10 protein-coding genes are annotated in these 13,461 nt (G+C 54.9%); 6 read left to right on the top strand and 4 right to left on the bottom strand.

The window, feature by feature from the left end:
• Position 1: 1 nt before the first annotated feature.
• Positions 2-436, bottom strand: coding sequence for a carboxypeptidase regulatory-like domain-containing protein (locus QTO31_RS04685; protein WP_301428261.1), 435 nt, complete (start codon positions 434-436; stop codon positions 2-4).
• A 212-nt stretch (positions 437-648) separates the two neighbouring features.
• Between QTO31_RS04685 and QTO31_RS04690 the strand changes: the two genes are divergently transcribed.
• Positions 649-2,115, top strand: a complete 1,467-nt coding sequence (locus QTO31_RS04690; protein ID WP_301428263.1) for a hypothetical protein — start codon at positions 649-651, stop codon at positions 2,113-2,115.
• 129 nt (positions 2,116-2,244) lie between these two features.
• Here QTO31_RS04690 and QTO31_RS04695 read toward each other — a convergent pair whose 3' ends face one another.
• Together QTO31_RS04695 and QTO31_RS04700 are read right to left on the bottom strand one after the other, a co-directional pair.
• Positions 2,245-2,925: a class I SAM-dependent methyltransferase gene (locus QTO31_RS04695; protein WP_301429439.1), complete on the bottom strand. Its 681-nt coding sequence runs from the start codon at positions 2,923-2,925 to the stop codon at positions 2,245-2,247.
• A 124-nt stretch (positions 2,926-3,049) separates the two neighbouring features.
• On the bottom strand, positions 3,050-5,110 hold the full coding sequence (locus QTO31_RS04700; protein WP_301428264.1) for an NAD(+) synthase: 2,061 nt from the start codon (positions 5,108-5,110) through the stop codon (positions 3,050-3,052).
• A 439-nt stretch (positions 5,111-5,549) separates the two neighbouring features.
• Between QTO31_RS04700 and QTO31_RS04705 the strand changes: the two genes are divergently transcribed.
• The 5 genes from QTO31_RS04705 to accC all read left to right on the top strand — a co-directional run bounded on the left by QTO31_RS04705 (position 5,550) and on the right by accC (position 12,206).
• Positions 5,550-7,010, top strand: a complete 1,461-nt coding sequence (locus QTO31_RS04705) for an NAD-dependent succinate-semialdehyde dehydrogenase (protein WP_301428265.1) — start codon at positions 5,550-5,552, stop codon at positions 7,008-7,010.
• Entirely contained in the window at positions 6,991-8,271 is a 1,281-nt protein-coding gene (locus QTO31_RS04710; RefSeq protein WP_301428266.1) for a flavin monoamine oxidase family protein, read from the top strand. Before QTO31_RS04705 ends, QTO31_RS04710 begins: the two co-directional genes overlap by 20 nt.
• A 51-nt stretch (positions 8,272-8,322) precedes the next feature.
• A complete protein-coding gene (locus QTO31_RS04715; protein ID WP_301428268.1) occupies positions 8,323-8,706 on the top strand; it encodes a hypothetical protein in 384 nt (127 codons plus the stop codon).
• Positions 8,707-8,773: 67 nt separating this feature from the next.
• Entirely contained in the window at positions 8,774-10,354 is a 1,581-nt protein-coding gene (locus QTO31_RS04720) for an amidase (protein WP_301428270.1), read from the top strand.
• Positions 10,355-10,433: 79 nt separating this feature from the next.
• Positions 10,434-12,206: an acetyl-CoA carboxylase biotin carboxylase subunit gene (gene accC / locus QTO31_RS04725; RefSeq protein WP_031459074.1), complete on the top strand. Its 1,773-nt coding sequence runs from the start codon at positions 10,434-10,436 to the stop codon at positions 12,204-12,206.
• A gap of 87 nt (positions 12,207-12,293) precedes the next feature.
• On the opposite strand, the gene QTO31_RS04730 is transcribed toward accC, so the two are convergent.
• Positions 12,294-13,460 (bottom strand): cysteine desulfurase family protein, encoded by a 1,167-nt coding sequence (locus QTO31_RS04730; protein WP_301428271.1) that lies wholly within the window; start codon positions 13,458-13,460, stop codon positions 12,294-12,296.
• Position 13,461: the final 1 nt, after the last annotated feature.

Here is a 13,461-nt window from a genome sequence, read left to right on the forward strand (position 1 = left end):
ATTAGTATCCGATATTAACCCGTACCTCTCCAATATCGAGCTGCTGACCAGCCTCGATGTTCCATATCTTCGGCAACCCATCGGTATTACGCACGACATCGTTCAGACCAAACGGATCGCCGATGACGATTACATATTCCTTTGGCGGTAGATTTGGAACTACAAAGCGTCCCTCAGTATCGGTCTCAGCAAACGGGCTGAGCGCAGCATCATCAACAAAGATGGCACTTTCTTCGTTACGAATCACTTCGGCAAAAGCAACCCGTACCCGATGGATCGGTTTACCAGTAATATCAGAGATGATGCGCCCGAATACCACAGCCTGTCCGTTTGCAGGAGTTGGTACGGTAAACTGATCGGCAGGAGTTGGAGTTGGTTGCACTGATGTACATGCTACCAGACTGATCAATGTGAACAAAAGAATGACGACTCGCAAGGAACCCTCCGCTCTGGCAGTTAGCGAAACATCTAACTTGTGCACGATCCGTGAGCTATTCGTTGTCAATATTACCGACAATTATCGCTCAGTGCAAGCGTATAACCCAAAGCACGTATAGTAAATAACCTGTTGGTAGTATCGCCAAGATCGTGAATACCGTATATACATACTGGCGAACGGTCATATTCGGTTTAGCAAAGGAGACTTGTATGCGTCGGCTACTCAACTTATTCTTAGCGATAGCTGCACTACTCATTGCCGCTCATTCAGCGATCCCAGTACGTGCACAGGGCAGTGCCTACAACACCAACTTTATTACCTCGATCACGTATCAGAACGTTGGTACGGCTATGGCAAACATCACATTTACTTTTTACCCGACATCTGGTTCTCCAATCTCTTTTAACAGAACTCTTGCAGCAAACGCAGGAGCATCACTCAATGTTGGTCAAGCATCAGAATTGAGCGGTTTTTCCGGTCAAGGTTCGGCAGTAATCTCGTCGGATCAGCCAATTGTGGCAACTATTGTCCAAATACCGCAGAGCACAAGTGTGCGAAATCGACCGTTGTCGAATGGTTTTGGCAGTAATGATGGCAGTAACAATGTACTGATTGCTACGGTGCTGAAAAATACGTTTAATCAGACAACGAAGTTCTCAATTCAGAATGCTGACTCAACCAGCGTCAACGCGACGCTACGATTCTTCCCTGTTGGATCAGCTACCCCAATTTACACCGAAACATTTTCATTGAACGTTGGGACTGCCCGCTTCTTTGATGCAGGTACCATTCCCCAACTTGGCTCGAGTTTTAATGGTTCGGCAATAATTCAGGCCTCCGGTAAGGTTGTGGCAACAGCTATTGAAGCAACTACCGACAGCTCTTATAAAGTCAGTGCTTTTGAAGGTGTAGCGCAAGGTAGTAATACGATTTACATGCCAAGTGCTCTCTGCAACTTTGGCACAACCGTGCAACGCACTGCTTATGCGGTACAGAATACCAGCACCTCGAATTCAGCAACCGTCACCGTAACCTACAAGGATCTGAACAACAGTACTGTCGCAACCCAAACTGCGACTATTCCAGCGGGAGCAAAGCAGAGCTTCCTGACGTGCAGTGCCAGTGGTATTCCCAGTAATTTCAATGGCTCAGCAACCATTACCAGTACAGGCGCACCGATCGTAGCCATTGGGAAGGTCTTCTCAGGCAGTCCTTCATTTGCAGCTCTAGGAACAGCATTCGTCGGCGCATCTGCAGGTGCCAGCAAACTGGCAGCACCTTATGTACGGTGGACGCAGACTCGTTTTGATATCAATCCTGGTAATCGACAGCGCGCATTTATTGCTATACAAAATGTTGGTACAGGACCATCGGGGACTATCACCGTCAAATACTACGGTTTGGATGGTACCCTCATTGGTACTCATACCCTTAGCTCTATCAATCCTGGTCAGAAGACGAACTCAAATCCGAAAGCCGCTACTCTAGCGGCAGGTCAGACGCAGGACAAGCTAGACGAGTTCGGATACATCGGCGGGTTCGGTGGCAGTGCCACTATTGAATGTGCCAACAGTGGTTGTCAGATTGTAGCAGTTGTGCGCATTGCATCGGCAAATTCGGCAACCAATCCGGCAGATATCGTGGCCGAAGACTATAACGGGATCCCAATCAACTAAATTCAGGAGCAAACATAAAACTCTCAGGTCGTATCCGTCTATGGATACGACCTGAGAGTTTTTATGGTCGGTTAAATTAATAACACGATACAGCCTCTGTTCACGCTGGGGAGAGGACGATCATACTCTTCAGGTACTCTCTACAGGTTTACAAGCCACTACTTTGTAGTTTTTGCAGTGCCAACGAGAAGTGTCGTAATATTGAATGTCTAGCTGCGTAGCTAATGCACTGGCAATTGCTAATAGTAGCTTCATTGTGATCAGAAAAGGTAAGGATAAAAAGCGAATAGGAAGACTTCCATAAGGGGGTGGGAATATCCAGGGTAATTGGCGGGCGGCTGATCGCCACTGATATGCAAGTGTTCCCCAATAACCCTCCAGTTCATTGAGCGATGTGATGTGAAAACCAGCCTCTGATAGCAGATGGCTGAGACCAAAACGGGTGTAACGGTAAAAATCAAACGGTATTTCGTGTTCTTCGTAGTAGAGCGGTGCAGTCAGCCATAAGGTACCACCAGAGCGAAGGAGGCGATACATTTCTGCAAGTGCGACTTGTGGTTGTGGCAGATGTTCTAGTACTTGAGTACAGATAATCGCATCAAAACTTCCTTCTGGAAACGGTAATTTGACAAGATCAGCAATCACATCAAGTTGACCATACTGTTTGGCAACTTTGGCAAAATCTACAGCAATGTAGTTTGTATGACGGAACAAGTGGGCATACCGACAATCACCAGCTCCTGCATCAAGGACACGGCTGCCCGATGGTAATTGTTGTGCAGCATGTTGAAGAAAACGTTCCAAATACACTCGGGATGAATTCATCGTTACCCGGTGACGTAACGTGCTTACGAATGACATAGATAATGCCTCTTGGAAATGTTGCGAAAGTTGAGCTTCAGGCAAGATACTGTTCGCCGATAATGAGGAGGGCTTATCCCCCCACCTCCCCCTCCAACCGCTCGATCTCGGCTAACCACGTTGCGGCACTGGAATCGCTTGGCGCCCGCCAGTCGCCACGAGGTGAGAGTGAACCGCCCGAACCGACTTTGGGGCCGTTTGGCATGGCCGAGCGTTTGAATTGGCTGATCTGGAAGAAACGGTAAACGAAGACTTTCAGCCAGTGTAGGATGGTTGGCAAATCATACGACCGGCGCTCATTCGCTGGCAGACCTTCCGGCCATTCCCCTGCTGAGGCGTCACCCCACGCATGAAGCGCCAGAAAAGCAACTTTGCTCGGACGAAAGCCGTACCGGGTGATGTAGTAGAGGTTGAAGTCTTGGAGGGCGTATGGCCCGATGATCTCTTCGGTACGTTGCGCCGGTTTGTCATCGCCGTTGGCTGCCGCCGGTACCAGTTCTGGGGAGATTTCAGTCGCCAGAATGGATTCGAGCACACGATTAGCCGTTTCTCCCAGTTCGCCGCTCCGAATGATGTATCGGATCAGGTGTTGGATGAGCGTTTTCGGTACTGAAGCGTTTACGTTGTAGTGGGCCATCTGGTCGCCAACACCATACGTACACCAGCCGAGCGCAAGTTCGCTTAGATCACCGGTGCCGATGACGATGGCATTGTGGTAGTTGGCTAAGCGAAACAGATGCGAGGTGCGTTCGCCTGCCTGCACGTTCTCGAAGGTAACGTCGTACATCGGTTCACCTTCGCCAGCCGGATGACCTAGATCGCGGAGCATCTGGAGTGCTGATGGCCGAATGTCGATCTCATTGGCGCTGACACCAAGCGCGGCCATAAGCGCATGGGCATTGCGTCGAGTCTGATTGCTGGTGGCAAAGCCGGGCATGGTGTAGGCCAGGACGTTCTGACGGGGTAGTCCTAGGCGATCCATCGCTCGTGATGCGACGATCAAAGCCTGGGTGCTGTCAAGGCCACCAGAGACACCAATAACCACTTTTTCGACGCGGGCACTGCGCATGCGCTGGATCAGACCGTGGACCTGAATGTTGTAGGCTTCGTAGCAGCGTTCATCACGGGTGGCCGGATCGTTTGGAACAAATGGGAAGCGGGCAATCGTGCGGCGGAGGTCGTTAACAATTGGTGGGTTGATAGTCAGGGGAATGCGCCGCATCTGCCGAAGGTACGCCAGGTAGTCTCTGATACAGTCGCTGAAGCTGGTCTGGCGCATACGATCTTGTTGTAGTCGTTCGAGATCAACATCGGCAAAGATGATCTGTTCGTCATCGCAAAAACGCCGTGATTCGGCCAGTAGCTCACCGTTTTCACAAATGAGTGCATGACCATCCCACGCTAGATCGGTGGTGCTTTCGCCTAGCCCGGCTGCTGAGTAGAGGTAGGCGGCAATGGCGCGCGCCGATTGGCTCATACATAATGCCCGCCGATAGTCGGCTTTACCAATGGTGATGTTCGAGGCTGACAGATTGCAGAGGACGGTTGCACCGGCCAGCGCTGCGAAGGTACTGGGTGGGAGGGGAGTCCATAGGTCTTCGCAGATTTCGACGTGTATTGCCAGGCCGGGGATGGTTGCCACGTCGTAGATCAGGTTCGTGCCAAATGGAACGTGCTGACCGTTGACGCGGATTGTGTCGCCAATGGCGTCACGGGCAGCAGCAAAATGGCGTTTTTCGTAAAATTCGCGATAATTGGGCAGATAACTCTTCGGGGTGACACCAATGATGTGCCCATTCGCAATTGCTACAGCACAGTTGAAGAGACGCCCCTCATGGCGGAGCGGCGCTCCGACGAGAAGGATGGCATTCATTGTTTGCGAAGCCAGCACAATCGTTTGCAGTGCATGTTCAACCGCGTCGAGAAGCGTGGTCTGCTGAAAGAGATCATCGTTGCTATAAGCTGAGATGCCCAGTTCAGGAAAGAGAACGAGTATCGCTCCTTCAGCAGCAGCGCGGCGGGCCAGCGCAATGGTGCGTTCAGCGTTGAAGGCCGGTTCGGCAATCCGTACTGCCGGAATGGCAACTGCTAACCGGGCCAGGCCATGCCGGTAAATGGATGAAAATGGTTGCATACGACCTCTATCCTGATATTAGGAGACTTGTGCACTTATCTTCAGATGGCTAGCGATGCCAGAGAACCGCGATGAATGGTATCATCAGTATACCTGTCCGGCAAACGCTGTACAATAGAGATTGTACGATTACAATCGCTGTGGGTGGAACAGAAGAGGAGAAACGTTTGTTCCATTCCGTCTTCAGCTATTCTTCTTGCTCCGTCGGGGAAAAAGGAGACTACAGACAACGTCGTGTGGCGCGAGTCATAGTGACCAGGAATGGGAATGGCACACGACGCAGCGCAGGTATCTCGATCCATTTAGCGAAGCTGCAATAAGATGCAGGTCAGAAACCAGTACACCTGGCAACCAGGCAATTCAGATGTGAAACCCACGCGACGCTTAACCACGTTCATCCCTGGTACGTAGATGGTACGCACGCAGAAAGGAGGAAGCAATGACGCTAACCGGCGAAGAAGTACTCACCACCCTGCCATTTCGTCTGCTGATCAACGGTGAGTGGCGTGAAGCGAACAACGGTGCAACCTTTGCCGTTACCAATCCGGCCAACGGTTCGGTGCTGGGGTATGTCCCTGATGCCGGAGTAGAAGAGACACGGGCGGCAATTGCGGCAGCGGTGGCGGCCCAGCCCGGTTGGGCTGCCACACCAGCAGGTGAGCGGGCAACGCTGTTACGGCGGGTTGCTACGATGATGCTTGAACGCCAGCAAGAGCTGGCAACAATCATGACGCTCGAACAGGGGAAACCATTGGCTGAAGCGCGTGGTGAAATCGCCTACGCCGCCAGCTTTCTCAATTGGTTTGCCGGTGAGGCCGAACGAATCTACGGTATGACGATTCCCGCTTCGACGAATAGCAAGCGCATTCTGGTGCTGCGCCAACCGGTAGGTGTCGTAGCGATGATTACGCCGTGGAATTTTCCGAGCGCAATGATCACACGCAAACTGGGGCCGGCACTTGCTGCCGGTTGCACCGTCATCTGTAAACCAGCCGAACAAACTCCGCTCTCGGCGCTGGCATTGGGTCAGCTCTTCACCGAAGCCGGTGCGCCACCTGGCGTAGTCAATATCATCACCTGCCGCGATCCCCATCCCTTTGCCGATACAATCTTCGCCGATACGCGCGTTCGTAAGATCAGCTTTACCGGTAGCACTGAGGTTGGTAAAGAACTGATGCGCCGTTCGGCAGATACGCTGAAACGGATCTCGCTGGAACTAGGCGGAAATGCACCGTTTATCGTGTTTGCCGATGCCGATCTCGATGCTGCCGTGCGTGGTGCTATTGCCTCGAAATTTCGCAATGCCGGGCAAACCTGTGTGTGCGCAAACCGGATTTTTGTCCAGCGTCCGATTTACGCAACCTTCGCCGAGCGGTTTGCCGCCGAAGTGAGCCGTCTGACTGTTGGCGACGGGTTGCAGCCGGGGGTCAATATCGGCCCCCTGATCGATGAACAAGCACGCCAGAAAGTTGAGCGTCACGTGCACGATGCACTCGTCGGCGGTGCACGATTGTTAGTTGGTGGTGGACCAGCACCACTGGGTGGCAATTTCTGGTTACCGACAGTATTGCTCGATGCCCGTAGTGATATGCTGGTGGCTCGTGAAGAGACCTTTGGCCCAGTAGCGCCACTGATTCCGTTCGACGATGAGGCAGAAGTGATCCGTATGGCTAATGATACGCCGTATGGCCTGGCAGCGTATGCCTTCACCCGCGATGTGGGTCGGGTCTGGCGGCTGGCCGAAGGATTGGAATACGGTATCATCGGGATTAACGATCCAATCCCTTCTACTGCGCAGGCGCCGTTTGGCGGGGTGAAGCAGAGCGGGATTGGCCGTGAAGGTGGGCCAACCGGGATTGACGAGTATCTGGATATTAAGTATGTCTCAATCGGTATCTGAGACGTTTGATGTGGTAGTGGTAGGGGCCGGTGCTGCCGGATTAGCAGCAGCCCGCACCTTGCACGATGCCGGTGTACGGGTCGTAGTTGTGGAAGCGCGTCCACGGATAGGGGGACGGATCTGGACAGATCGCAGTTGTGGGCCGTATCCGATTGAGTTGGGCGCCGAGTTGATCCACGGTGCACAGACCAGCACCGTTGAGCTGGCGATGATGGCCGGTCTGACCCTGGATGAAGTAGATCGGTACAACGGTTTGCGTTGGGGAACACCGGCCCGACCGCTGAGTGCGTTGCCATCAGACGATCCGCAGCGCCGATCCATTGAGCAGTCCCGTGCGCTTTGGAATACGTTGGCTGTTCGTTACGCCGATCATACGCCAGACCGCTCGTTAGCCGCCGATCTTTATCATCTTGGGCTTGATCCGGCAGGTCTGGCGATTGCCGATGTCGTGTTGGCGCAGACGTGTTGTGCAGAGTTAGAATCGCTCAGTTGTGTTGATCTGGCGCGAGAACAGCGTGGCGATCGCACCGGCCCTCGTGAATTCCGCCTGCGTGAACGGTACGATACCCTGTTGTCATGGCTGGCGCAGGGGCTTGATGTACGGTTAGGTATGCCGGTGCGGGCAATTATTAGTCACGATAACGAAGTGCGCGTCGAGGTATCAGCTACTGCACTGCGTGCCCGCCATTGTATCGTCACGGTGCCGGTAGCAGTTTTGGCAGCGGGCCTGATTCGATTTACGCCACCGCTGTCAGCATCAAAACAGGCAGCAATTGCCGCATTTCGCACACGACCGGCAACTAAACACTTCTTCTGGTTCGATGCTCCACTCTGGGATGAAGGATTTGCCTACGCTGCTCACTCGGGTCTGTTTGCTCGATGGTGGACACCGGCCCATCCCGATGTACGTGCACCACTGCTCTGTTGTTATGTAACAGCGAGTCGGGCAGCGGTGCTTGATCGGTTACCGGCAGAGATCGTGCGCTCACTCGGTCTGGCTGAACTAAGCAAACTCTTGGGGCGTGATGACGTTCCAGCACGATGTGTTGGTTTTCGACGTTATCGTTGGGCTACCGACGAGTATGCTCGTGGTGGGTATGCGCATCTTGCGCCGGGGCTAGCCTGGGCCCGACCAGCGTTAGCAGCAGCAGAGGGGCGTCTGCATTTTGCGGGCGAGGCCACCGCTTACGACAGTAATCCGCAGACAGTCCATGGCGCTATCGATAGTGGCCGCCGGGCGGCCAGAGAGTGTCTCTGTTAGTATGTCTGCGAGTGTCTGAAAATTCTCTTACCTGAGCTGCATCGGGATTATATGGACTGCCAAGCGATGCTTCAGCAGATCATCGAAATCCCACGTTCTGAAAGGAGTTCGCAGATACACGCTGAACAACCTCTTGTCTGGGTCGGCGGGCAGCGGGTTGCGGCGCCCGGCACCGGCGGGCCACAGGCCCGCGCACCCAGCTTCGTTGCGGCGCCCGGCACTGGCGGGCCACAGGCCCACGCACCCAGCTTCGTTGCGGCGCCCGGCACTGGCGGGCCGCAGGCCCGCGCACCCAGCTTCGTTGCGGCGCCCGGCACTGGCGGGCCACAGGCCCGCGCACCCAGCTTCCTGCACAACCTCTTGTCTGGGTTGGCAGCTGGCGGTTTACGATTGAAGAGGACAAGCGGAACGCCGGCTAGTCGTTTGGAACGATAATCAGTTATGTCTCATTCCGTCTTGCTATCGAAAAGCTAGCGCGAAACGAGTTGGAAAGGAATAAGGTATGGAACTGATAGACCGACTGCGGGCAGCGCTCCAGGCTGCCGGTATCCCGGCCACCGACGCCGACTTTGCCGGAATTATTGAAAAAGGGTTTCTCAGTCGATTTCCCGATGTGGAACGGTTGCTTAACACGGTTGACCATGAACAGTTGCCCGATATGCTCGATGCAGTAAGCTTACCGCCAATGCCCACGTCTTCCGAAGGTGAACAACTACCAATGAATGATGATCCAACCACGATTTTGGGCATTGCCGGGCAATTACGGAAACGCACCGTTTCGGCGGTCGAACTGGTTGAACAGGCGCTGGAACAGATTGCCAACCACGATGCTGCGCTCAATGCTTTTCAGATTGTGATGGCCGAGAGTGCGCTGGCCGATGCACGTGCTGCTGATGCTGAATTAGCTGCTGGAAAAGTTCGTAGCCTATTGCATGGCGTACCGATCGCGGTGAAAGACCTGTTTGATGTTGCTGGATATCCAACCGCAGCCGGATCACGGATTCGAGCCGGGTTTATCGCAGCGCAGGATGCGACTGTTGTGGCCCGCTTGAGGGCAGCCGGGGCTATTATCATCGGCAAGACCCGCATGTCGGAATTTGCTTACTCGCCTGGATCAAACAATGCTCACTACGGGCCAACTGCCAACCCTTATGATCCTCAACGGGATAGTGGTGGTAGCAGCAGTGGAAGTGGGGTAGCAACAGCCACCGGTATGGCCTTTGCTGCGCTGGGTACCGATACTGGTGGCTCCATCCGTATCCCTGCCGCACATTGTGGGGTGGTCGGTCTCAAACCAACTCACGGTCGGGTTAGTCTGGCTGGCGGATTTCCTCTCTCGTGGTCACTCGATCATGCTGGCCCGCTGGCCCGTTCGGTTGCCGATGCTGCTGTACTGTTCCAGATCATTGCCGGGCCTGACCCACGTGACCCGCGCACCTTACGTCCGGCACCGGAGCCGGCGATTGGTCGCCTGACCGGTGGAGTCCGTGATGTACGCATAGGATTGCTCACGGCCGATGGGAGCGGACAAGCGATGGCCGGCGCCGCAGAACTGGCAGCGATGCAGCAGGTAGCCAGTGCTCTGGCCGATCAGGGTGCTCATGTCATACCGATTGAAGTGCCAGAACTGGAAGAGCTGCGGTTGCTCAACCAGGCCCTGCTGGCAATGGAAGCGGCTGCGTTACATCTCCCATGGTTGCGCAGTCGGCTTGATGACTACGGTGAGTTCATGCGCCATCGGATTCTGGCCGCGTTCATCTACTCACCGGTTGACTTCACGCGCGTACAGCAGGCACGGGCCGGGCTACGTCAACGAGTAGCAGAGCGATTGCACCATATCGATCTGCTTATCACCCCGGTGACACCAGGACCGGCGCCTGCATTGGGTGTACCGACACCAACCTCATTTACCGGGCCGTGGAACTTTCTCGGCTGGCCAGCGCTTAGCCTGCCAACCGGTATAGGTGATGATGGTTTGCCCCGTGCAGCACAGTTGATCGCTCGTCCGTGGCACGAATCGCTTCTCCTCCGTGCTGCATTTGCCGCCGAGCAAGTGTCAGGACGACCTGCACCATCAATGTAACACGATGCGCTATGCTACAATTGGCGTTGGCGTCGCACAGCGTTGAAGCGACGCAGAGCAGCATTGAGGAGCGGCTGCAATGTTTCGGACAGTATTGGTTGCTAATCGTGGTGAAATTGCCCTGCGCATTATGCGCGCTTGCCGGGAATTGGGCTTGCGTTGCGTAGCCGTCTATTCGGAAGCGGATCGCGATGCACCGCATGTGGCGTATGCCGATGATGCATTTTTGATCGGTCCGCCATCACCAGCAGAGAGTTATCTTAACATCGAAGCAATTATTCGCGCAGCCAAAGCCACCGGCGCCGAGGCGATTCATCCCGGCTATGGCTTTCTGGCCGAGAATGCCCATTTTGTACGAGCGGTGACGGCGGCCGGTCTGATCTTCATTGGACCCCCTGCTGAAGCGATGGAGCGGATGGGTGGTAAGACGGCTGCGCGGCGGGAAGCTACCGCTGCTGGGGTGCCAGTCGTACCCGGCGTGCTCGAACCGGTGACCAGTGCGGCGGAGGTGCGCAGCCTGGGCAAGGAATTTGGTTATCCAATCGCCATTAAGGCTGTTGGCGGGGGCGGCGGACGTGGGCTGCGCGTGGTGCGTTCGCCGGCCGAGGTTGATGAAGCCTTTGCCGCAGCACGTCGTGAAGCTGAAGTCGCTTTCAAGAATGGCGAACTGTACGTTGAGAAGTATCTCGATGATCCCCGCCATATCGAGATACAAATCTTAGCCGATCAGTACGGGAACGCGGTAGCATTGGGAGAGCGTGACTGTTCGGTGCAGCGGCGGCATCAAAAGTTGATCGAAGAATGCCCCTCGCCAGCCCTGACCCCTGAACTTCGGGCGGAGATGGGGGCCGCCGCAGTACGGCTGGCAAAAGCGGTCGGTTATGTGAGCGCCGGGACGCTGGAGTTTCTGTATCAAGATGGACGTTACTACTTCCTCGAGATGAATACGCGCATTCAAGTCGAGCATACCGTGACCGAGATGGTCTACGGTGTTGATCTGGTCGCAGCGCAGATTCGCATTGCGCAAGGCGAGAAGCTCTGGCTCCGGCAAGAAGAGCTAACACCCCGTGGTCACGCGATCGAATGTCGGATCAATGCCGAAGATCCGCTTCACAACTTCCGTCCGGCACTGGGAACGATTGGCGAGTATCGCGAGCCGGTCGGGTTAGGTGTACGGGTAGATAGCGGAGTACGTGCCTACTATACAGTACCGTCGCACTACGACTCGCTCCTGGCGAAGCTGATCACCTGGGGCAGCACCCGGCAGGAAGCCATTGCCCGTATGCGGCGAGCACTGGCCGAATATCGCATTGAGGGCGTTACCACGATCATTCCCTTCCATCGGGCAGCGCTCGAGCATCCGGTGTTTGTGGCCGGTGAAGCAACCGTAAATTTCATCCCCCGTCACCCTGAACTTTTCACGCGGACTGCTGAGCTTATGCCGACATCAACGGAAGTGGTAACGCCTGAGCCACCTCCAGAGCCACGTCGGTTTACCGTTGAAGTGAATGGTCGCCGCTTCGGAGTGGCCGTTTTCGGCAATGGTACGAGCGTGGCGCCAGTTCAGGCGGCAGCACGCGCAGCCCTACCGCGCCGGACAACACCCAAGAAGACAAAGCTAGTGGCGCCGGTTGATGGTGTCATCAGCCCGATCCAGGGACGAGTTGTTGCGGTGCGGGTTGCTCACGGTCAGACCGTAGAGGCTGGTCAGGTACTCTTTATCGTAGAAGCGATGAAGATGGAGAACGAGATCACGGCGCCGCACAGCGGGACAATAGGCGAGGTTCGGGTCGAGGTTGGTTCAACAGTCGAAGCTGGGGCAGTTCTGGCGACGTATGCCTCGCAAGCCTGATCTTGGGGGAGGGGCGGGTTCTCGACCCGCCCGCAGTAGTCCCCTGTCCTCGCAACATCTGCGCTACCGGTAGTATATCGGCAACCATTACGCACACGGAGTCACTGTTCGTAATTGTGCTACCAGGTCAGGTAACAGATCGAGCACAATATCGATCTGCTCATCAGTTGTTTGTTTCCCCAACGAGAAACGAATCGAACCGTTCGCTTCCTCAGGCGATAACCCCATAGCCAGTAAAACATGCGACGGTTCAAGAGAACCGGACGTACATGCGCTGCCAGAACTGGCACAGATACCGCGCTGGTCGAGCAATAGCAAGAGACTTTCAGTCTCGATGCAGGCAAAACCCAGATTCACGATAGACGGCAAGCGCGACTCACGATCGCCGTTCAGCCACGATTGGGGGATGCGAGTTAGTACCCCATCAATCAGTCGTTCACTTAACGCACGCAATCGGCTAGCGTGGGTTGTACGCTCGCTCTCGGCTATCGTCAATGCTTTGGCTAAGCCGACAATCCCGGCAATATTCTCGGTACCGGCACGCCGACGGCGCTCCTGAGCACCACCGTTAATCTGCGGAACCAACGGCGTCCCACGACGCAGGTAGAGCAACCCTACGCCTTGCGGACCATAAAACTTATGCGCAGTCAGGCTAAGCAGATCAACACCCAGCGCGTTGACATCAAGCGGCAATTGACCAGGTGCTTGCACAGCATCGGTGTGAAAGAGCACACCACGTTCGCGGCAGATAGCGGCCAGGTCAGCAATCGGTTGGACGACACCGGTCTCGTTATTGGCGTACATAACTGAGACCAGTGCAGTTTCGGGGCGGAGGGCGGTACTAAGATCGGCAGGATTCACCCGACCGTTGCGATCAACCGGTAAGAGGGTCACGCGAAAACCTTCGTATTCAACGAGATAATCGAGCGCGTGCAAAACTGCGTGATGTTCGATTGTGCTGCTAATGAGATGGTTTTTCCCTTGCGCACGAAGTGCCATCGCCACCCCTTTGAGGGCCAGATTAATGCTCTCACTGCCACCGCTGGTAAAGACAATCTCTTTCGGCTGACACCCCAATACGAGCGCGACCTGTTCACGCGCATCGTCTAACGCTTGCAGAGCTGCTCTGCCTACCTGATGGATACTGGAAGCATTTCCACTCATTCCAGAGAGGAACGGCAGCATTGCCTCTAAAACCCGTGGGTCGAGCGGTGTAGTGGCAGCGTGGTCGAGGTAGATCAGACGATTGTGCATA

The organism is Chloroflexus sp. MS-CIW-1, assembly GCF_030444705.1.
Lineage (GTDB): Bacteria > Chloroflexota > Chloroflexia > Chloroflexales > Chloroflexaceae > Chloroflexus.